Annotated in this window: 21 protein-coding genes and 2 tRNA genes; 10 read left to right on the forward strand and 13 right to left on the reverse strand. The window is 52.9% G+C overall.

The genetic code is table 11. The features are described from left to right. Positions 1–39 precede the first annotated feature (39 nt). On the reverse strand, positions 40–1,074 hold the full coding sequence (locus tag RIC05_RS15875) for an alpha/beta hydrolase family protein (RefSeq protein ID WP_350045633.1): 1,035 nt from the start codon (positions 1,072–1,074) through the stop codon (positions 40–42). Between the two features lie 244 nt (positions 1,075–1,318). On the opposite strand from RIC05_RS15875, the gene RIC05_RS15880 reads away from it, so the two are divergent. From RIC05_RS15880 to aqpZ, 6 genes are all read left to right on the forward strand, one after another. Further along, positions 1,319–2,434 (forward strand): acetoin utilization protein AcuC, encoded by a 1,116-nt coding sequence (locus RIC05_RS15880; RefSeq protein WP_350045634.1) that lies wholly within the window; start codon positions 1,319–1,321, stop codon positions 2,432–2,434. Further along, entirely contained in the window at positions 2,431–2,877 is a 447-nt protein-coding gene (locus RIC05_RS15885; RefSeq protein ID WP_350045635.1) for a DUF192 domain-containing protein, read from the forward strand. The genes RIC05_RS15880 and RIC05_RS15885 overlap by 4 nt, the downstream gene beginning before the upstream one ends. 158 nt (positions 2,878–3,035) lie before the next feature. Beyond that, a tRNA-Pro gene (locus RIC05_RS15890) sits at positions 3,036–3,112 on the forward strand. A gap of 146 nt (positions 3,113–3,258) precedes the next feature. Continuing rightward, positions 3,259–3,552: an ETC complex I subunit gene (locus RIC05_RS15895; RefSeq protein WP_350043686.1), complete on the forward strand. Its 294-nt coding sequence runs from the start codon at positions 3,259–3,261 to the stop codon at positions 3,550–3,552. Between the two features lie 143 nt (positions 3,553–3,695). Continuing rightward, positions 3,696–3,772, forward strand: a tRNA-Arg gene (locus RIC05_RS15900). A gap of 365 nt (positions 3,773–4,137) precedes the next feature. Further along, positions 4,138–4,830 carry an aquaporin Z gene (aqpZ, locus tag RIC05_RS15905; protein ID WP_350045636.1) on the forward strand — a complete coding sequence of 231 codons (693 nt, stop codon included), beginning with the start codon at positions 4,138–4,140 and terminating at the stop codon, positions 4,828–4,830. A 103-nt stretch (positions 4,831–4,933) separates the two neighbouring features. Here aqpZ and RIC05_RS15910 read toward each other — a convergent pair whose 3' ends face one another. The 4 genes from RIC05_RS15910 to hisI all read right to left on the reverse strand — a co-directional run bounded on the left by RIC05_RS15910 (position 4,934) and on the right by hisI (position 8,551). Next, entirely contained in the window at positions 4,934–5,611 is a 678-nt protein-coding gene (locus tag RIC05_RS15910; RefSeq protein WP_350045637.1) for a YitT family protein, read from the reverse strand. A gap of 220 nt (positions 5,612–5,831) precedes the next feature. Continuing rightward, positions 5,832–6,662, reverse strand: a complete 831-nt coding sequence (locus tag RIC05_RS15915; RefSeq protein ID WP_350045638.1) for an aldo/keto reductase — start codon at positions 6,660–6,662, stop codon at positions 5,832–5,834. Positions 6,663–6,994: 332 nt separating this feature from the next. Then, positions 6,995–8,140 (reverse strand): CobW family GTP-binding protein, encoded by a 1,146-nt coding sequence (locus tag RIC05_RS15920; protein ID WP_350045639.1) that lies wholly within the window; start codon positions 8,138–8,140, stop codon positions 6,995–6,997. A 12-nt stretch (positions 8,141–8,152) separates the two neighbouring features. Then, entirely contained in the window at positions 8,153–8,551 is a 399-nt protein-coding gene (gene hisI / locus RIC05_RS15925; protein ID WP_350045640.1) for a phosphoribosyl-AMP cyclohydrolase, read from the reverse strand. A 144-nt stretch (positions 8,552–8,695) separates the two neighbouring features. Between hisI and RIC05_RS15930 the strand changes: the two genes are divergently transcribed. From RIC05_RS15930 to RIC05_RS15940, 3 genes are read left to right on the forward strand one after another with little or no spacing between them, the layout of a single operon-like run. After that, positions 8,696–9,172 carry a Fur family transcriptional regulator gene (locus tag RIC05_RS15930; RefSeq protein WP_350043739.1) on the forward strand — a complete coding sequence of 159 codons (477 nt, stop codon included), beginning with the start codon at positions 8,696–8,698 and terminating at the stop codon, positions 9,170–9,172. Then, a complete protein-coding gene (znuC, locus tag RIC05_RS15935) occupies positions 9,153–10,013 on the forward strand; it encodes a zinc ABC transporter ATP-binding protein ZnuC (RefSeq protein WP_350045641.1) in 861 nt (286 codons plus the stop codon). The genes RIC05_RS15930 and znuC overlap by 20 nt, the downstream gene beginning before the upstream one ends. Beyond that, on the forward strand, positions 10,010–10,813 hold the full coding sequence (locus RIC05_RS15940; protein WP_350045642.1) for an iron chelate uptake ABC transporter family permease subunit: 804 nt from the start codon (positions 10,010–10,012) through the stop codon (positions 10,811–10,813). The genes znuC and RIC05_RS15940 overlap by 4 nt, the downstream gene beginning before the upstream one ends. 35 nt (positions 10,814–10,848) lie before the next feature. Here RIC05_RS15940 and RIC05_RS15945 read toward each other — a convergent pair whose 3' ends face one another. After that, positions 10,849–13,137, reverse strand: coding sequence for an SLC26A/SulP transporter family protein (locus RIC05_RS15945; protein WP_350045643.1), 2,289 nt, complete (start codon positions 13,135–13,137; stop codon positions 10,849–10,851). Positions 13,138–13,420: 283 nt separating this feature from the next. Then, entirely contained in the window at positions 13,421–14,605 is a 1,185-nt protein-coding gene (metC, locus tag RIC05_RS15950) for a cystathionine beta-lyase (RefSeq protein ID WP_350045644.1), read from the reverse strand. A gap of 195 nt (positions 14,606–14,800) precedes the next feature. Here metC and RIC05_RS15955 point away from each other — a divergent pair, with 195 nt between their 5' ends. Continuing rightward, positions 14,801–15,757, forward strand: a complete 957-nt coding sequence (locus tag RIC05_RS15955; protein WP_350045645.1) for a threonine ammonia-lyase — start codon at positions 14,801–14,803, stop codon at positions 15,755–15,757. 224 nt (positions 15,758–15,981) lie between these two features. Here RIC05_RS15955 and rpmF read toward each other — a convergent pair whose 3' ends face one another. The 6 genes from rpmF to RIC05_RS15985 all read right to left on the reverse strand — a co-directional run bounded on the left by rpmF (position 15,982) and on the right by RIC05_RS15985 (position 19,528). Beyond that, a complete protein-coding gene (rpmF, locus tag RIC05_RS15960) occupies positions 15,982–16,161 on the reverse strand; it encodes a 50S ribosomal protein L32 (RefSeq protein WP_007090029.1) in 180 nt (59 codons plus the stop codon). Positions 16,162–16,202: 41 nt separating this feature from the next. After that, a complete protein-coding gene (locus tag RIC05_RS15965) occupies positions 16,203–16,889 on the reverse strand; it encodes a GNAT family N-acetyltransferase (RefSeq protein WP_350045646.1) in 687 nt (228 codons plus the stop codon). Beyond that, a complete protein-coding gene (locus RIC05_RS15970; protein ID WP_350045647.1) occupies positions 16,886–17,416 on the reverse strand; it encodes a GNAT family N-acetyltransferase in 531 nt (176 codons plus the stop codon). Before RIC05_RS15970 ends, RIC05_RS15965 begins: the two co-directional genes overlap by 4 nt. A 38-nt stretch (positions 17,417–17,454) precedes the next feature. Continuing rightward, on the reverse strand, positions 17,455–18,312 hold the full coding sequence (sseA, locus tag RIC05_RS15975; RefSeq protein ID WP_350045648.1) for a 3-mercaptopyruvate sulfurtransferase: 858 nt from the start codon (positions 18,310–18,312) through the stop codon (positions 17,455–17,457). A gap of 144 nt (positions 18,313–18,456) precedes the next feature. Then, positions 18,457–18,804, reverse strand: coding sequence for a hypothetical protein (locus RIC05_RS15980; protein WP_350045649.1), 348 nt, complete (start codon positions 18,802–18,804; stop codon positions 18,457–18,459). A 13-nt stretch (positions 18,805–18,817) separates the two neighbouring features. After that, positions 18,818–19,528, reverse strand: a complete 711-nt coding sequence (locus tag RIC05_RS15985; protein ID WP_350045650.1) for an alanyl-tRNA editing protein — start codon at positions 19,526–19,528, stop codon at positions 18,818–18,820. Positions 19,529–19,724 lie beyond the last annotated feature (196 nt).

Genomic DNA, 19,724 nt, shown 5'->3' on the forward strand with positions numbered 1-19,724 from the left:
ATCTTGTGGCTGGTTTGTGAGCACGTCGGTCTGTGAGGTTTATTGCACGGTAACGGTCTGATGTATCCAGTTTGCCATATGATCAATCACATCGGGCACATAGGCATATCGGCCCATTGCCGCGAAAAGAAACTGGCGTTCTTTGGGCATTTCCGAGGCCAGTTGATAGTTAAACAGATTACTTCTAAGTAAGCCGTGGGTGGCATCGGGGATCAGGGTGACGGCATTTTGGGGATGGCGACCGATCAGGATGTTTTGATAAATCCTGGAATCTGTTAGGGCATCGACATTTAGATCATCGACACCGAACAAGGCAAGAAAGGGCGTCTTTAGGTGCATCAGATCGTTCTTGGCGTCGGCTGAGATGTTGCGCTTTACAAAACTATAGCGATCCATTGTCATCGGATCAGGGGACGTCGTGATGGCAAGGTAGGTTTCATAATCGGCATCCGGTGCGAAGATCACCGCGTCGCGTTTGCGGCTTTCCGCGATCTGTGTGTCGATATCGTGATGGGCTGTACCGGCGGTCAAAAGACGTTGGCGCATATAGTATGCTCCTTGGTCCTGCCAGTTAACAGCGCCCCCAATCACAACATTAAACGCAAGCTCGGGGATTAGTTTTCCGGCCTTGGGAATGACCCAGCCTGCCTGTGAAAAGCCGATAAACCCGACCTTGTCGGCGGGCACCTGGCGCGTGGCGACGATCATGTCATAGGCCGCAACGGCTTCGTGCGCCCGGTCATCCATTGATTGATCAAGCCAGTTGCCGGCACTTTGGCCAATACCGGCCTTGTCCCAACTGTAAATGCCAATTCCCTGATCGAGAAGCGCGTTGATCAGCGGCAAATAAACCTCTTTGGAAAACCGGTCTTGTGGTCCGTCGCCATGCACCAACAGGGCGATGGGGCCGTCATGGTTTGTGTCGGGCAGTACGAGGATTCCCGAAAGCATATTTTCATGATGGGTGAAGGACAGTTCCGTTATGTCCCGGTCTGAAAGATCAAAATCCGACAGGCCGATCAGGGTGAAACCAATCAGCAAAGCACAGACCAGTGACGTAAAAAGAAAGACCAAGAGCAAGGGGCTACGTAAAAGGGGGGTGACGGGGCGCATTCACGTTTGGGCCTTTCAGATTGGCGTGACGCTTGACGTTTGACAGTTCCGCCATATGTCGTAATGGATCGCAATCAGAGCTTGCGTGAAGTCTGACAAACGGTCAATCCTGAGAATGGTCTTGTAACACCATCTTCATGCACCATTATTGTCCCAGTTTCTCCGTTTCAGTTGGCCTTACATCGTGACCTTGTCTGACCATCGAGTGCCCAACCACACACCGCGCATGATCGCGGCCGAGATTTATCGTGGGTCCAGTTATGGCCCGAAACATCCATTGGCGATCCCGCGTGTGTCGCTGGTGGTTGATATGGTCCATGCGATGGGCTGGGTGGATGACGACACCTATCTGACCGGGCCGGTGGCAACGCCCGATCAATTGGCCCGGTTCCATGATCCTGATTATATCAATGCCGTCATACAGGCCGAACGCGATCAGATTTTACCCGAAGAGATGATGGTCAAATTCGGGTTGGGCAAAAACGGCAATCCGATTTACCCGGAAATTTTCCGGCGTCCGGCGACGGCTGCCGGATCGTCCATCAAGGCAGCAGAGCTGATCGCCGATGGCGGGATTATTCATCATCCTGCCGGGGGGACGCATCATGGATTGCGCGACCGGGCATCCGGGTTTTGTTACTTTAATGACCCGGTTCTGGGGATCTATGCGTTACTCGATTCGGGGCTGGATCGCGTACTTTATGTCGATATCGACGCCCATCATGGCGACGGGGTGCAGATTGCCTTTGCCGATGATGACCGGGTTTTGACGTTTTCCATGCATCAGGAAGACCTGTGGCCGAAAACCGGCGCAATCGATGACATTGCGGGCGGTATGGCGCGGAACCTTCCGATGCCTGCCGGGATGCATGATGATGAAATGCGCTATGTCCTGAATGAATATTTGATTAATCTTGCATTAACTTTTGTGCCGCAAGCTATTGTTTTACAATGTGGTTGTGATACACTTTTGGAAGATCCACTGTCAAAACAGCTTTTGGGCAACCAATCAATCTGGGAAGTCGTGGGGACGATGAGCCGGTTGGCACCAAGATGTCTGGTTTTGGGTGGCGGAGGATATAGTCCATTTGGGGTGGCACGCTGTTGGTCCGGGGTGTGGGCGACCATTAACGGGATCGAAATACCGCCTGTGTTACCTATCACAGCGGAAAATATCCTGCGTGTCATAAAATGGACGCATAGCCGTGGAAGAAAACCCGCAGACACGTTGTTTACGACATTGGCGGATCCATGGCGCGGTGGCGCAATCCGGAACGAGGTTCGGGAACGCGTCAGAAGACTAAAGGGGTATGGGGTATGAAGTCGTTCTTTCAGATGGCTTTGGTTGTTTGTTTTATCAGCGCAGCAGTTGTTGCGGGGCTGAACGCGAAGGCAACCGGGTTTGAACGATCGCGCATTCTGGTCGATGGCGAAGTATATAATGTCGAACTGGCCATCTCACCCGAAGAACGGTCGCGCGGATTGATGTTCCGCACTGAAATGGCCAAGGATGCGGGCATGCTGTTTGATTTCGGCGGGCCACGCGATATTTCGATGTGGATGAAGAACACCTTTATCTCGCTTGATATGCTGTTCATCGATTCCAACGGCATGATTATTGGCATTGAAAAACGCACCGTCCCGCAATCAGAAGCCATCATCGCATCGCCCAAGCCTGTTCGCTTTGTTTTGGAGCTAAATGGTGGAGCGTCAGACAAAATGGGCTTTGAAGTCGGCGAAAAGGTAGAAGGCCTGCCGCGTTAGGCGCGATATCAGGCCGCCTTTGGGGCGCAAAAGATCAATCAGGAATAGCAAGGCCGCAGAGGATATCTGCGGCCTTTGGTTTTTCTGCAATTTTTTCTGCAAAAAGGCACAATACAGGCTTGCCCAGTCGGGAGTGTGGTGCTAAACCCTCCCTCGTTCGGGGAGTAGCGCAGCCTGGTAGCGTACCTGCTTTGGGAGCAGGGGGTCGCGAGTTCGAATCTCGCCTTCCCGACCATCTTCCCCTTTTGTTGTTCGACCGGTTATCCAACGGGATTTCCAATTCACGACAAAAGGTGTAAAAGATGATTTGATTGCAGGGGTTAAAGAAACCCGTACTACTGCCATCACCATCTTATCCCGACGGTCAAGACGAGGGTCCCGATGAAGGTCCGTGTTTATAAACCTGCCAAGAACGCCATGCAGTCCGGTCAGGCTGCGACCAAGCACTGGGTTATGGAATTTGAACCGGGTGCGAAAAAAGTCGCAGATCAGCTGATGGGATGGATCGGGTCTACCGATACCCGTGGTCAGGTGCGCATGTATTTCGAAACCCTCGAAGAAGCACAGGCCTTTGCTGCGAAGCATAAGCTGATTGCGGATATCGAAATGCCCAAGCCACGTAAAATCCAGATCAAGGCATATGCTGATAACTTCGCGTTTAAACGCGTCGTCTGATCTGTTGATGGCCTCATGGCTTTGACCTACCACCGGGGCGGATTTCCGCCCCGTTTCGTCTGACAGGGGACGTAAAACCCTAAATCATATCGGGCAGGCGTCCAATGCCATGCCCCGGGGTACAGCAAACCACCCCACCCAGCGGTCCCTTAGCTCAACTGGATAGAGCAACAGACTTCTAATCTGTAGGTTGCAGGTTCGAGTCCTGCAGGGATCGCCATCTTTTCCATCCTTTCCCAAAATGCCGGTTTTTCGGGAACCCTTTTGTTTTTGCCGGTTTTGGCATCCAGATATACGCACGCGGCTAAAATCAAAGACACATTTGCAACTATTGCGTATAGTTCGTTGTGTATGCAGCATCTTTTCCGCGAAGTGGAAAATCAAAGAATAAAGAATTGCAGATCTATTGGTTGGTGTGTCGGGTGAACATCTGCATATGCGGAATGAATATTCCGGGTTGATCCGCCTTCTTACGGGGACAAAAGCCTTTCGGTCCGGGGTGCATTCTATTCTGTTGTTTTCGTAAGCTCGTTTTTGCCGGGGCGAGGGTGATTTCCCAATGATTGACAGTTTCACGAGGGAATCATGAAAAGCAAACTTTTGGCGGAATTTTTAGGGACATTCTGGTTGGTTCTGGGTGGGTGCGGCAGTGCTGTTCTTGCCGCTGGATTTCCAGATGTCGGGATCGGGCTTTTGGGTGTTTCGCTTGCATTCGGTCTGACGGTTTTGACCATGGCCTATGCCGTTGGCGGCATTTCGGGTGGACATTTCAATCCGGCGGTGACGCTGGGGCTTGCCGTTGGTGGGCGATTTGAATACCGCAATGTTGTGCCATACTGGATTTCACAGGTGATTGGCGCGATTGTGGCGGCCGCCGTCCTTTATGTCATTGCCTCAGGCACATCCGGTTTTGTTGCCGGTGGCTTTGCATCAAACGGGTTCGGGGACTTGTCTCCGGGCGGCTATAGCATGGTGTCGGCACTGGTCGCGGAAATCGTGTTCACCGGCTTCTTTATCTTTATCATTCTGGCGGTGACATCCCCCGGCGCGCCCGCCCAATGTGCCCCGGTTGCCATCGGCCTGACCTTGACCCTGATCCATCTGGTATCGATCCCGGTGACCAATACATCGGTCAATCCGGCCCGCTCCACGGGGGTTGCATTGTTTGCGGACACCGCGGCAATGGGGCAGCTTTGGCTGTTCTGGGTTGCGCCGCTGGTGGGTGCGGCACTTGGTGCATTGGTCTGGAAAATGCTGGTTGCAGCCAAAGACAAGTGATTGGCTGCACGAACAATTATCAGCGGCACGTTTCAGTCTGAAACGTGCCGTTTTTGTTGGTGGTACCTGTCGATAGGCTATCGGCGTATCAAATGCGCAATACCTACCGCGCCGCCAAATACCGCCCCGGACGGTGATTGAGCGCGATAATCAGGTTGAGCACGACAGCGCCCAAGATCGACAGCAGGACTTTATCGAACGGCAGGGTCAGGAAGGCGATGAGCAGGATGACCATATCGACGCCAAGCTGAACATAGCCTGCGCGGATGCCGAAGTTTTCCTGCAGATAGAGGGCGAGGATGTTGACCCCGCCAAGGCCTGCGCGGTGGCGAAACAGCATAAGAAGCCCAATGCCCATCAAGGCACCGCCGGCAATCGCGGCATAGACCGGGTTGAGCATGTGAAAATCAACCATCATCGGGGTCAGTTTCGAGAATCCCGAAACCAGACCAACCGCGATAAAGGTTTTGACGGTGAAGGCCGTTCCCATGCGCTTGAACGCCAACCAGTAGAACGGCAGGTTGATCACAAAGAAGATCATGCCAAATGACAAGCCGGTGGCATGTTCGATCAGAAGGGCCGCACCGGCTGTGCTGCCGGTGACCAGAACGCTTTCGCTATAGAGCGTCACACCAAGCGATACCACCATGGTTCCGAGCACAAGGGCCAGGACATCCTCATACAAACGATGCGAAATATCGTCTTTTTTCGATGTGGTTTTGGCCGTGTCTGCATTCGTATCCGGGCTGGTGGGTGCAGCATTGGTGTTGGGTTGGGTCATTTAGTCGCGACAGTCTTTTGTCTGATGAATGCCGTCAGATTACGCTTTTCGCAGGTGCGAAACAAGTTGGTGGCATTGGTTGGTCATTAAACGCCTGTTTTTGGTGTGGCGATGGGGCGAAACGCAAAAGACCGACCTCAATGAGGCCGGTCCTGGTAATTTTATATGCCAATCACGGGATGGGTTGGCGGTATTAAGGTCTTGAAATTAAGCCACCAACTTAGGCCGCATCATCCCATTTCGGGGCGAATGACGGATCAATCAGGCGGCCATCCGGATTGGCCAGCGTAAAGATTTTGGCCATGTCATCATCGGACAATTCAAAATCAAAGATGTCGAAATTGGCGGCAGCATTTTTTGGTGATCCGGATTTGGGAATTGCCATGACACCGTCTTGTTGCATCAACCAACGCAAGGTGACCTGCACACCCGATTTGCCGTATTTGGCACCGATTTCCTGTAAGGTCGGGTCATTAAGAACCGTTCCGCGGGCAATCGGGCAATAGGCGGTCAGAAGCATGTTGTGCGATCGGACATTTTCAAGAACCTTCGCCTGACTGATATAGGGGTGATATTCGACCTGATTAACCGTCAGCGGGCTATCCGTCAGATTGATTGCCTTGTCGATCAGGGCAGTCGGGAAGTTTGAAATCCCGATCATGTGCGTCATGCCAAGGTTTTTGACCTCGTTCAATGCGGCGATGGTTTCATCAAGCGGAATTTCATCTGTCGGCCAGTGCAGAAGCAACAGATCAACATGGTCAAGGTCAAGCTTACGAAGGCTTTCGACGACCGAGGTCTGCAAATCCCCGCTTTGGAATTTGTCGAACCAGACCTTGGTGGTTAGAAAGTAATCGTCGCGTGCAAGACCGGATGCCTTAAGGCCGCGACCAACACCTTCTTCGTTGTGATACATCTGAGCGGTATCAAAATGGCGATAGCCGATTTTGGCGGCCTCCTTGACCATGGTGGCCGCATCGTCATTATTAAGCTCGTAGGTCCCAAAGCCGAGGGCCGGAATTTTGCTACCCTGCCAGTTCCGGTAAATCATGATTTTTACCCCCTGTTTAAAGTTTGATTGTTGTGATTTTGGATGCTGTCACCGTGATGTGCAAATGACGATAAGGTGTCAGTTCACCCGATATGCGCCAAATTTAGGCCACATCCAGCCCATCGCAACCTGTACGATTGGATAATCGCGCTGTTCAATGGGAGAAGGACGTGGGGCTAAGGTGCTTGTGTTGAATGATCTTTTCGCAAAGAAAAAGGGCGACCATGTCGCAGGGCCGCCCAAAGTCTTAGAGTGAGGCTTATCAAGCCAAGAACGAGATTGCCTGAATTTATGGCTGACATCCTTGATGTGGCTCAAACCCGCCCAAGTTTTTAGGAAACTGCGCCGTTTTCACTGGTTTCACTGACCGCCGCGTTCAAATGATAGAGCGATTCCCGAATGACCTGCGGGCCCAGATCCTTGGTGATGAAGACGATTTTTGATCGATGGTCATTGCTTGGCCATGCCGGAAGGGACGCGGGCGGATGAAACACATGTTGAACCGCATGAATGGCAACCGGGTTTTCTTCGCCGACAAGGTTCAGGATGCCTTTGACGCGCAAAAGGCTTTCGCCGCGCATCTGGGTAAAAATCTCGGCCCAGGTGACGAACGCATCCCAATGGATCGGTTCATCAAAGGTAATGCAAAAGGATCGAATGTGATCGTCGTGGCGGTTTACGTCGTGGCTGTGACCATGCGCATCGCTGTGGGCATGATGGTGATGTTCGCCGTGATCATGGTCATGATGATGGTCATGGTCATGGCCATGCGTGTCGTCGCCATGCTGCTCATAGGCTTCGTCATGCAGCCATTTCTGGACATCCATGCTTTTGGTCGTCGGATCATACAGCCCGGCATTAAACAGTTTTGAAACCGCAATATCACCATTGATCACGGCATATATCGGGGCGGCGGGATTAAGCGCGCGTAGACGGGTTTCAAGTTGGATCCGGGTGGCGTCATTAACCAGATCGGCCTTGGTCATCAAGATGCGGTCGGCGACTGCTGCCTGTTTGATGCTTTCGGGATGGGCATCAAGTTGCCCTTCGCCGTGAATGGCATCAACCGTGGTCACCACGCTATCAAGGCGAAACTTGGTGGTTAAAAGCGGATCGGTCATCAGGGTATGAAGGATCGGGGCCGGGTCGGCCAGACCGGTGGTTTCAATGATCACGCGGTTAAATTTCGGGATTTCGCCGCGCGTGCGTTTGACAAACAAATCACGTAACCCCGAAATCAGATCACCGCGCACCGAACAGCAAATACAGCCGGAATTCAGCAAGACGATGTCTTCGGAGATTTCACGCACCAGCAAATGATCCAGCCCGATATCGCCAAATTCATTGATCAGAACGGCGGTTGTTTCCATGCCATCCTGTGTCAGAAGGGCATTTAAAAGGGTTGTCTTGCCACTGCCGAGAAAGCCGGTAATGACGGTTGTGGCAACGCGATCAAATTGTTCGTCAGAGATGGCCATGATATATGTGTCTTACTTTTTACCATACAGGTCTTCGACCGAGACTTCCGGTTCGGAAATGACGGTTTCGACCCCGTCACGGGCGGCAAAATAGAAACAGTTGCGCCGTCCGGTGTGGCAGGCAACGCCAAGCTGATCAACCATAACCAGAACCGTGTCCATATCGCAGTCATAGCGAAAATCGACCAGTTTCTGTACTTGGCCGGAGCTTTCACCCTTGCGCCACAGCTTGCCCCGCGAGCGGGAGAAATAGCACACCCGGCCCGTATCAAGGGTTTCAATTACGGCATCGCGGTTCATCCACGCCATCATCAGGACTTCGCCGCTGTCATGCTGCTGCGCGATTGCCGGGATCAGGCCGCTTTCATTGAATTTAAGCTTGTCGGCAATCAGTTGATTTGAACCCGTCATGGGGGAACTCCGGTCGATGGTGGTTGACTTTTCGCGTTCTGCACGTCAGAAAATGATATATTATAACATTTCATCAGATGCCACGGCTTTTTAGGCTTTTGGTCTAAACACTGCCGAAGTGCCGTTGATACGAGATAGCGAACGATGAGCGATCTTTTCCCGAAAAAGGGCCATGATCACGACAGATGTGTGCATAGCGCACTTACGCAGGCGGAGAAAGTCTGTGACGTCGAAAATGCGCGATTTACCGATATGCGCCGCAAGGTTTTCACCTTGATTTGGCAATCGCATAAGGCGGTGACGGCTTATGAACTTCTGGATGCGCTGACATCGGAAGGACAGCGCGTGCAGCCGCCGACGGTTTACCGTGCGTTGGAATTTTTGACCGATCTTGGATTGGTGCACCGGATTGAATCGCTTAATGCCTATTTCGGCTGTGACCGGCCCGATTGTGAACATCTGGGGCAGTATTTTATCTGTACCCAATGTGGCCGTGTGGCCGAGGCCGTCAATGAAGATATGAGCAATGCGGTTGTAAAGGCCGCAGGTCAGGTCGGCTTTGACATTCAGGCAACCACGGTTGAAATCAAGGGGCTGTGCCATGACTGCGCCACTCATTGAGGGCAGGGGGCTTACCCTTTCATTTGGCAGTGAACGTGTGCTTGATCAGGTGTCGCTTTCAATCCATGCCGGTGAAATCATCACATTGATTGGCCCCAACGGGGCTGGAAAATCAACCTTGGTCAAAACGCTTTTGGGGTTGCAGAAACCTGATGCGGGGGATGTTTTGCGTAAATCCGGTCTTCGGATTGGCTATGTTCCGCAAAAACTTGCGATTGATCAGGTTTTGCCAATGACCGTGAAGCGGTTTTTGACCCTGACCCAGCGTGCAAGTCGGCCCGAATGTGAAAAGGTTCTGGATCAAGTTGGGGCCGCCCACGTCATTGACGCGCAGATGAGCAGCCTTTCGGGTGGTGAATCGCAGCGTGTGATGTTGGCGCGGACATTGTTATTGCGCCCGGAACTGCTTGTTCTGGATGAACCGACCCAAGGGGTTGATGTGACCGGGCAGGCGGGATTGTATCGTTTGATCGATGACATCCGCCATGAGCATAATTGCGCGGTTCTGATGATATCGCATGATTTGCATCTGGTGATGGCAAAGACCGATCAGGTGGTATGTTTTAACCGCCATGTATGTTGTTCGGGCATTCCCGAAACCGTGCGCCAACACCCGGAATATCGATCCTTGTTTGGCCTGCAAGAAGCCGATGCGATTGGCATCTATACCCACGAACATGATCACGAACATGATATTTCCGGCCATGTGGTGGGCGGATGTGGTCATGATCATTCACATGACCATGATCACGGGCATAGTCATGCGCATCATAAACATGACCACCACACTCATACCCGGAACGACGCGGCCAGTCAGCAAGAGGCAGTAACCCGAAAATGATGGATGATTTTCTGCTGCGTGCTGTGGTTGGTGGTGTGTTACTGGCCTGTGTCTGCGGGCCGTTCGGGGCGTTTATTGTTTGGCGGCGGATGGCGTTCTTTGGCGATATGCTGGCCCATTCGGCGTTGCTTGGTGTCGCCCTTGGTCTTTTGATCGGGGTGGATGTCCGGCTTGGCATGATTGCGACCTGTCTTGCCAGTGCCGTGATCCTTGCCGTCGGGCAACGGCAGGCCCGGTTTGGCAGCGACACGGTTCTGGGCATGCTGGCCCATTCGACATTGGCCTTGGGCATGGTGGCATTGGCCTTTGTCCAAGGGGTGGCTGTTGACATCATGGCCTATCTGTTTGGCGATATTCTTGCCATTACCATGGGCGATATCTGGCTTTTGGCCGCGGGCGGTATCTTTGCCGTCGGGGTTTTGATCTGGATGTGGCGACCGCTTTTGGCGCTTACTGTCAGTCCGGAAATTGCTGCGGCTGAAAGCATCCCGGTCGAACGGTTACGCTTGATCTTTATGTTGTTGATGGCGCTTGTGATTGGCATGGCAATCAAGATTGTCGGGGTTCTTTTGATCACAGCCCTTTTGATCGTGCCAGCCGCCAGCGCGCGGTTCTTTGCCAGAACGCCCGAACAAATGGCGATTGGGGCTGCGCTGTTTGGCGCGGCATCGGTTTTAGCCGGTATCAGCCTCTCATGGCATGTCGATACGCCTGCCGGGCCAAGCATTGTGATTTCGGCAGCAGGGTTGTTTCTGCTGTCCGGGGTTGTGGGGCAGTTCTGGAAACGGATCGCGGTTTAGCGATCCTTAGCAATCCAGTGTGCCGGGCCAAAAGGTTATTGTTCCAGTTCGGACATCATGGTGTTGGCCAGTCGCAAACGACCGGCAAATACTTTGCTCAGGTTCAAAAGTAGAATTGTAGCAACATCCTGATGGGTGTCGCGCAAGGCGGCAAATTCGGTGCGTTCGATTGACAGGCACAGCGCATCGGTCGCCGCAACAATCGTTGCGGAGCGCGGCGCGCCATCAAGGACAGCGAATTCGCCAAACATGGTTCCTTCGCTAAAGGTATTGATGCGTTTTTTGCGGCCGGTGCCCGGTACATCAATCAAAACATCCACCCGCCCCGATACCAGGAAATAGGCCCGGTCGCATTCATCATCCTGTGCGAAAATGACATCACCCTTTGCGAACCGTTGCCGTTTTGTCGTGCGACCAAGTATCGAGATTTGCGCACGCGTCATGCCTTTTAAAAGAAGGCTGTTGGCAAACAGGCTGCGTTTGTTATTGCGCAATTTTCCGCCAAACCGTTGCAGCAACAGTTCTTCGCAATGGCCAAGGGCGGTGTCGGTATCATCAAAAAAGTTTTCTTTGCCAAGGGCCTGTATGACGCCATTGGCATCAAGGGTCAGCCATATCCACCGTGGTCTGGCTTTGCCGTGACGGGGGCTGGACGGGTGATCCGGATTTCTGGTCTTGGTTTGGAGCGTGCGATTCCGGCGTTCCGGTTCGATATGGCTCACGAAAAGCTGTTTGCCGGCTTTGGCGCATTGCAAGTGCAGGGCGCGCAGGGTTGCCGCACCGGTGCTGTCGATTGATGTAGCATGACGGAAATCAAGGATCAGGTAATCCACGCCGTTTTCAAGCAAGTGGATGGCTTCGGTGCGCAGATTGGCGCATGAGCCAAAGAACAAAGCACCTTGAAGCTCGATGATACCGATGCGGTCGCCTTCTTGTTCCAGCCATTGAATGGATGTTGCATTGCGCAGGATGCGTGAATGAACGCGTGACCCGCGATAGCTGCGCCGTACGGGGCTTTTGCTCATACCCAGAACAAACAGGACGACAGACACAAGAACCCCGGCGCATACGGCAATCGCCAGATCAAAGACAAGGGCGACGCTGACAACGAATATCCCGATCAAAACATCGCCAAGGATGACCCGTGGATAGGGCAGGCGCTTTGTTGCGAGTTTCCATGCCTTATCAACGGTGGCGCGGTCAATGGCCTGAAGGGCAATCGCAATCAACATGCCCGCCGTTGCCCAAAGGGGCAGTGCGGCAACCACCGGGGCAAAAACGATCAGGCTTAGCGCGAACAAGATTGCTGTTCCGGCATTGGCAGCGCGTGTGCGCGCCCCGGCATCGACAATGGCAAGGGACCGGCTTAACGCGCCAGATCCCGGAAGGAACCCGATAAAGCCCATCGCGGCATTCAGAACGCCGTGCAGGCGCAATTCGGCATTCACATTGCTATGATGTCCGACACGGGCATCAATGGCGCGGCTTGAAATGACAGTATCAAAAGATGTCAGGAGCCCGATGGTCAGCGCACTGGTCAAGGCAATGTCGAGATTGCCGGTCAGGGTGTCGAGAACAGCCGGAAGATCAAAAAGAATTGGTTTGTGCCAAAGAGATGAAATTTCAATCACCCCGACCAACGGGGCCTTGGCCAAGGGGAAAAATGAAACACCGATATAATAGACCGCCATGCCAACGATCAGCCCACAGGTTGCAGCGGGCATAAACCGGATGCGTTTGCCCAAGGCAAAATGGCCAAGTACGGTCATGGAGCTGACCACAAGGGCGAAGATCAGGATGTTGCTGTCGTGGCTTTCGATAAGTCCCGCGATAGAGGGGGCTGTGCTGCCAAGGGCAGTTGGCACTGTGCCAAGTATCACCAGAATGGCGGATGCGTTGACAAAACCAGACAGAACCGGATCAGGCACATAGGAAACCGCATGACCAAAACGCAAAGTTCCGGCGATCATCTGGAAAATTCCAGCCCCGAAAACGGCAACAAAGGCAATAACAAGTGCCTCTTGCGGGCTGGAGCCACGATGAAGGGCGATATGAATGGCCGATGCAATGATCAGTGCCGTGACAGCACGCGGACCGGAGACCAAAAAGCGGTTTGGACCGAAAAACCCTGATACAATGCCAAAAAGAATGGCGCAGCCAATGCTGGCCGCAATGCCAAAGGATGCCCATTCTCGTCCCAATGGATAAAGCGCAATCAGACCATAGGCAACCGCTTGGGGAAAAGTCGCGAACATCCCGACACAGGCAGGTCCGAAATCAAAACGAAGCGTTCCTAATTTTGCAAAGACAGTACGTGCCGTCATTTCCCGATCCAGCGGACTGGACAAGAAGCAGGAAAGTTTCCGTTAGCAAAGCCGTGTTTGGCGCTAAGGCCCCGTATAAATCGCGTCATTTTTTCCGGTATCATAAGGCGCCATACCCTGATGGCTAATTGGTTCATATTTTCAGACGGTTAATCATATCATCGTGTAATTTAGAATGTGATATTTTTATCATATCAACCATCGGTATGATGGGAGTCTATTTAAGAAACGAAAACCGGCGCAGGGCATTCTGCGCCGGTTGTTTTTTAGATATGAAAGCCGATCACGCAGTTTTCAGCCGCTCAAACCCGGCTTCAAGATCCGCAATCAGGTCATCGGCGTCTTCAAGGCCGATATGCAGGCGGATCAGTTGGCCGTCTTCTTCCCATTTGGTGGCTGTGCGGATTTTGGCCGGGTCGGATGGCAAGATCAGGCTTTCAAACCCGCCCCAGCTAAAGCCCATGCCAAACAGTTCCATATGGTCGACCATGTTGGCGAGTTGGGTTTTCTCGACCGGGTCCATCACGAAAGAAAACAGACCGCTTGCGCCGGAAAAATCGCGTTTCCAGATTGCATGGCCGGGATCATCGGGAAGGGCGGGATGGAGAACGCGTTTGACCTCGGCGCGTGATTGCAGCCAATTGGCAACTTTAAGGCCGCTTTCATGATGTTGTTTCAAGCGAACCCCAAGGGTGCGCAACCCGCGCTGTGCGAGATAGCAATCATCAGGCCCAATCGCATCACCGGAAATCAGGACCTGTTTTTTGATCGTCAGCAGGTCTTCTTCGGTGGCGGTTGTGATAGTGCCCATCATGACGTCGGAATGGCCGACGATGTATTTCGTTCCGGCCTGAACCGACACATCGACACCCAATTCAAACGGACGGCACAGAAGTGGTGATGCCCAGGTGTTATCAAGCAAAACCTTAACGCCGCGTGCATGGGCTGCATCAGCGATTGCCGGGATGTCTTGCATCTCGAAAGTTAGGGAACCTGGACTTTCACACCAGACCAGAACCGTGTTATCGCGGATAAGCTTTGCGATGTCGCCGCCGATGGTCGGATCGTAATATTCGGTTTCAACCCCGAACTTTTTAAGAAACGCATTACACAGGTTGCGAGTCGGGTAATAGGTGCTGTCGGTGACCAGAATATGATCGCCCGGCTTCACGAACGCCAGAATTGCGTTGTTGATCGCTGCAACCCCGGACGATACGCATAGCGTGCCATAACCGCCTTCAAGTTCAGCAACGGCTTCTTCCAGAAGAAATCGGGTCGGTGTGCCGTGGCGACCATAGGTGACCTTGCCCGGTGCAGATGCGCCAGCCTTTTCAAGTTCAGCAAGGCTGTCAAACAGGATGGTAGATGCATGCAGAACCGGTGGATTGACCACGCCGTGATACTGGCTGGACCGGCGACCTGCATGGACAAGCCTAGTAGCAGTTTTTTTGGGGCTTTGGGCGGACATTGGTGGTGCGTCTCCTTGGGCAGAAATCCTTTTAACTTGGTGTATTAGTCAAACCATCTTGGTGGCAGTCCATCAAGGGTTTTTACGCAAAACCTATTGTGAAATCAGCGATCCGGGTTATTTCTGTGAGATCGGCCAACCGGTTGCCGCCCCATCTGATCCGAAACCAGCATCAATATCGTCAAAGGAGCCCCCGTGATCGAACTTCAGGATTTCCGTGCCGCACGTCGCGCAATTTCAAGCCATATGCGTCTGACCCCGGTGTTTGGCGTAACGGGTTTTTCCGATAAATCGGGCTTTGCCGCAATGGATCAAATCCCTGAAATGTTTCTAAAACTTGAAAACATGCAGGTCACGGGATCATTCAAGGCGCGTGGGGCGATGAATGCCGCCCTGTCACTGGATGAGGATAAGCGGTCTTCGGGACTTTGCACGGCATCGGGGGGTAATCACGGCATGGGGGTGATCCATGCGGCGCGCACCCTTGGTGTGCCGGTGAAAATATTCTTACCGACCAATACGCCAAAGCCAAAAGTCGAAAAGCTGCGCGCACAGGGTGTTGATGTTGCCCTGATCGGGGCGGTTTGGGATGATGCGAACCGTGCGGCGATGGATCATGCGCGGGAAACCGGCATGGCTTATATCCATCCCTTTGCCGATCCCAAAGTGATTGCAGGACAAGGCACGATTGCGCTGGAGCTGCTTGAACAGCAACCTGATCTTGATACGCTTGTTGTTGCCATTGGCGGTGGCGGGTTGATTTCCGGTGTTGCAACGGCGGCCCGCATGCTGCGCCCGTCTATTCGGATAATCGGGGTAGAACCAACCGGGGCGGCGACCCTGTTTGAAAGCCTGAAAGTCGGTGAGGTCGTGACCCTGCCAAGTGTCAATACAGCCGCGACCAGCTTGGCCCCGCGTCAGTCATCTGCCTTGAATGTCGATCTGATTGGCAAGAATGTTGATCGCATTGCCTTGGTGACGGACGAGGAAATGCAAAAAGCCGCAAGCTGGCTTTGGAAGGACCTTGGCATTGCCGTTGAGCTTTCAGCAGCAGCGGGTATTGCCGCCGTGATGACTGGGCGACTGGGTGTTGATGATCCGGGCCGGGTTGGTGTGATTGTATGCGGTACGGGAACCGACGGGATCAATTAAAAGGTCCTAATCGAAGACGATCAAGCAAGATATCAACGGGCGGGCAGGGAACTGTCCGTCCGTTTTGTTTTGGCACCGGATTGGTTGATGCTGTTCGGGCAAATAAAAAGGGATGAAACCAAACGGCTTCATCCCTTTTTAAATCAGACGCCATTCGAAAACGGATGGCGCGGAATTATATAGCGTCGCAAACCGCCAAAGAGCCAAAGCCCCCTGGATCGGAATTACATCTTAGGCTCGACCACTTGACGACCACGGTACATACCGGTGTTCGGGTCAATGTGGTGCGGGCGATGCAGTTCGCCGGTTTCTTTGTCTTCGCGGTACGAGCCCTTGGCGAGCTTGTCATGCGAGCGACGCATGCCCTGACGGGACTTGGTCACTTTTTTCTTTGGCACTGCCATGGGTCATCATCCTCTGGCTTGGGTAAACTCAGGCGCGCTTGTTACCTTGCACGCTCGGGAAAGTCAACGATCAAAGTTCCTGAATCTGCATTATTTGCATTTTCAGGGTCGCTGTCGGCATCAGGCGCGTCACCATCAATTTGGCCATCATGATCAACATGATGATCAATTGGCGGGATCAGCCCAACATCGCGCGGATCATCAACAATGTCCGTTCGCTGGTCGTATACAACAAAGCCAGCCTTTTGGTAAGCCCTCAATGCACTTGGATGATCCAAAGTGCAGGTATTTACCGTCACGCGGGTCGGTTTTAAGCTCCAGGCCGTGTCAATCGCCCAGTTTAAAAGGTATTTTCCAAAACCCTTGCCGATAAATTCCGGCAGCAATCCCATGTAATGAAGGTCAATTACGCCGTCTTTTTCAAGATCGGATAGCTCCAGCTCGGCAAAACCGGCAGGAACGCCTGCGACATAAAGCACGAAAACATGGGTTTCAGGCGCAGCCAGGATCGGGGCAAGTTCATCATCGCTCATCAGGCGGCGTTGCCACCAAAGCCACGGTTCGCCGACTGTATTATATAAGTAGCGATAAAAGGACAGTGTCGGGTTTTCTGCCCGAACAATCGCGACCTTGCCCGGCGGGATGATGGCGGGTGCGCGTTCGGGTGGGGACTGCATTTCAAGGAAGCTGATAACAACTTCGAGTTTGCGCGGATTGGATGGGGTCATTGAACTAAGCTCTTGCGCATAATCGTGTTTCGATTGGTATCAGGGGATGCCTGATCGGTGACATTGTTGGGTAATTCATAGCCGAGTTTGGCGTAAAAATCACCCGCAGCGGGGCTTTCGATTGTGACCCGGATCTCAGGCAGGCGGGAAAATCGCAAAATATCTTCGGCAAGATCGACCAGTGCACGCCCGATGCCATTGCTTTGAGCGTGCGGGGCAATCGCCAGATAATGTATCCAGCCAAAGATACCGTCATGGCCGGTCATCATGGTGGCGATGATATGGCCGTCATCAGGATGACGCGCAACAATCAGGCTGCCGTGATCGGCATTGATGCAGTTTTCAATATCCTGGCGGGCATCGCGAATGGCCGGGATTAACCCGGTTGCAATCCAAAGCACCGTGATTGCGGTGATATCGCCATCTGAGGGGGATTTAAGCTGTTCAAGCAAAATGCCCGCTCCGCTCTTGGCGGCATCCGCGCTGTTATCAGCAAGGGTTTGGCCATATGGCGAGGGAGCGGGCATTTGATTACTCGGCTTATCTGGAAACGAGAATGTGCGATCTATGCCGGGCCTGTTACTACCGGGCTGTCTTCGGTGGTGGCCCATTGTGCCCAGGAGCCGTCAAACACAGCGACCTGCTTGTGACCAGCGATATAGGCCCCCATGGCAAGAACGCATGCTGTAACACCCGAACCGCAGGTCGCGACAACAGGTTTATCAAGATCAACTCCGGCATCATCGAATGCCGCCTTGATCGCATCCGCATCCTTAAAGGTGCCATCGGCATTCACCAGGACGTTAAATGGCAGATTGTAGGATCCCGGAACGTGGCCCGATTTGCCCCAAGGATCGGCAACGTCGCCCCGGAACCGTTCGGCAGCGCGGGCATCAACAAGTTGTTCGCGCTTGGTCTTCACGTTCGAAAGTACCTGATCAAACTCGCGCAGCAAGAAGCTGTTGGCGCGTGCCGTGAAATGGCGTTCGCGCGGCGGAGTAGGGGCATCGGTTACCGGATGGTTTTCAGCAATCCATTTCGGAAGCCCACCATCAAGTACGACAACATCGTGATGACCAAAATGGCGGAGCATCCACCATGCGCGACACGCGGCAAGGGCAGAACCGGTCTGGCCATAAATCACAATGCGGACACCATCACCAAGACCAAGCTTGCGCACTTTGGCGGAAAACTTGATGGCATCGGGCATCATATGCGGCAGTGGAGCACTGTCATCCGCTGCAATTTCGTCGATATCAAAGAAGACAGCGCCGGGAATATGCTGTGCGTTATAAATGTCGCGGGCGTTTTTATTGTCAGCTGGCATGTACCAGCTTGCATCAACAACGCGCACGTCCGGCGCGTCGATGTGATCCGCCAGCCACTGGGTGGAGACCAGGGCATCGGAAAGTGGGTTACTCATGGACAAGCTCCGGTTAGCAATGGTGGGTATTGCATGACCCCGGTTGGTCCCGGGATCGTTTTATCATGGTCCTGTAATTCTTAAATTTGTAACGGCAGAGCTTCATGCTGGCAACCTGCAAGGACTTGAGTGGATCAGTTCAGCTCAGATTAGGCATCGTATGTCATCGACGGTAATTGTGATGTTTCTATCATAAGGGACGCCCGTTTCAGGGTCCAATTTCTTGGTTTTTATGGCGTTGATGATCTCTAAGCTATTCTGTTCATAAAGTTTTTTGTGGATGGTCTGATCCAGAGTTTTCAGATGCTTGTTTAAAGCGGTAAGCGCTTCAAGCTCAATCAAAATGAGGATTGTGCCCAGTCGATGATCTTTGGTTTCATGGTCATCATCTAAATGGCCTAAGTTTGGATCGATAACATCAAGCTCGATTTTGAGGCCTTCGAGAGGGTCCGAGCCACGATAATTGAGAAATTGAAGCTGTACTGCATCCATCTTGCTTCCTCCATTAAACGTCAAAAACGATGTTGATGCGCCGGTTCTGGCGGCCTTTCTTTTCGATTTTGGCGACGGAAACCGGGCCGATTTCGCCAGTCTTTTTGACATGCGTTCCGCCGCAGGGTTGAAAATCAATTCCCTCGATCGTCACGGTCCGGATGGAATTGCCATCCATTGGAGGTTGGACCGACATGGTGCGGACCAGTTCCGGGTTGGCTTTGAGTTCGGCAATGCTGATTTCGCCGTCATAGACATCCGCATCGCGGGCGATCAGTTCATTTAGCTTTTCAGTGATTTCGTCTTTGTCCAAGGCAGCATCCGGCAAGTTGAAATCAAGGCGTGCCTTGTGGGCAGCAATATTGCCGCCGGTAACATCCCCGTCAATCACTGCGCATAAAAGATGCAAACAGGTGTGGAACCGCATCAATTTGTGCCGGTTGTCCCAGTCCAGTTCGGCCGTGACCGTGTCGCCAATGGCAGGCAGGGCATGGTCATCTTCGATGATGTGCAAAATACGTCCGGTTTCGCGGTCCTTCACTGTCGTTGCGATGGGAAGAACAGAACCTGATGACGTTTTCAATACCCCGATGTCGCCAGCCTGACCGCCGGACATGGCATAGAAAACGGTCTGATCAAGCTCGATCCCGCGTTCAGATATGCCTGTTACGACCGCATCGCAGCTTTTGGCGTAAGCGTTTTGGCGAAACAAAAGGCGTGTCATTGTTCTTTATCCTTCCCTGTTGGTAGCGCAAAGGCGAGGCGCACGTCTGTTTGGTTTGGGGCGACGTGCGCTTAAGTGGGCGGCCCAAAACGGATCAGGCCATGTGCCCTTGATTGTTGTTCATTGTGGTCATGGTGTGACCCTAGTGCGCAGCTTGTCGAGGGTAAAATTGTGCTCAGACAATGTGATGTGTGTA

It is taken from the genome of Thalassospira sp. (assembly GCF_040218635.1).
GTDB lineage: Bacteria > Pseudomonadota > Alphaproteobacteria > Rhodospirillales > Thalassospiraceae > Thalassospira.

Bases quoted from the DNA above. Each gene is read 5' to 3' on its own strand.
- RIC05_RS15885 (WP_350045635.1), top strand. From the start codon at position 2,431: ATGAAGTCGTTCTTTCAGATGGCTTTGGTTGTTTGTTTTATCAGCGCA.
- RIC05_RS15895 (WP_350043686.1), top strand. From the start codon at position 3,259: ATGAAGGTCCGTGTTTATAAACCTGCCAAGAACGCCATGCAGTCCGGT.
- aqpZ (WP_350045636.1), top strand. From the start codon at position 4,138: ATGAAAAGCAAACTTTTGGCGGAATTTTTAGGGACATTCTGGTTGGTT.
- RIC05_RS15910 (WP_350045637.1), bottom strand. From the start codon at position 5,611: ATGACCCAACCCAACACCAATGCTGCACCCACCAGCCCGGATACGAAT.
- RIC05_RS15915 (WP_350045638.1), bottom strand. From the start codon at position 6,662: ATGATTTACCGGAACTGGCAGGGTAGCAAAATTCCGGCCCTCGGCTTT.
- RIC05_RS15920 (WP_350045639.1), bottom strand. From the start codon at position 8,140: ATGGCCATCTCTGACGAACAATTTGATCGCGTTGCCACAACCGTCATT.
- hisI (WP_350045640.1), bottom strand. From the start codon at position 8,551: ATGACGGGTTCAAATCAACTGATTGCCGACAAGCTTAAATTCAATGAA.
- RIC05_RS15930 (WP_350043739.1), top strand. From the start codon at position 8,696: ATGAGCGATCTTTTCCCGAAAAAGGGCCATGATCACGACAGATGTGTG.
- znuC (WP_350045641.1), top strand. From the start codon at position 9,153: ATGACTGCGCCACTCATTGAGGGCAGGGGGCTTACCCTTTCATTTGGC.
- RIC05_RS15940 (WP_350045642.1), top strand. From the start codon at position 10,010: ATGATGGATGATTTTCTGCTGCGTGCTGTGGTTGGTGGTGTGTTACTG.
- RIC05_RS15945 (WP_350045643.1), bottom strand. From the start codon at position 13,137: ATGACGGCACGTACTGTCTTTGCAAAATTAGGAACGCTTCGTTTTGAT.
- metC (WP_350045644.1), bottom strand. From the start codon at position 14,605: ATGTCCGCCCAAAGCCCCAAAAAAACTGCTACTAGGCTTGTCCATGCA.
- rpmF (WP_007090029.1), bottom strand. From the start codon at position 16,161: ATGGCAGTGCCAAAGAAAAAAGTGACCAAGTCCCGTCAGGGCATGCGT.
- RIC05_RS15965 (WP_350045646.1), bottom strand. From the start codon at position 16,889: ATGACCCCATCCAATCCGCGCAAACTCGAAGTTGTTATCAGCTTCCTT.
- RIC05_RS15970 (WP_350045647.1), bottom strand. From the start codon at position 17,416: ATGCCCGCTCCCTCGCCATATGGCCAAACCCTTGCTGATAACAGCGCG.
- sseA (WP_350045648.1), bottom strand. From the start codon at position 18,312: ATGAGTAACCCACTTTCCGATGCCCTGGTCTCCACCCAGTGGCTGGCG.
- RIC05_RS15980 (WP_350045649.1), bottom strand. From the start codon at position 18,804: ATGGATGCAGTACAGCTTCAATTTCTCAATTATCGTGGCTCGGACCCT.
- RIC05_RS15985 (WP_350045650.1), bottom strand. From the start codon at position 19,528: ATGACACGCCTTTTGTTTCGCCAAAACGCTTACGCCAAAAGCTGCGAT.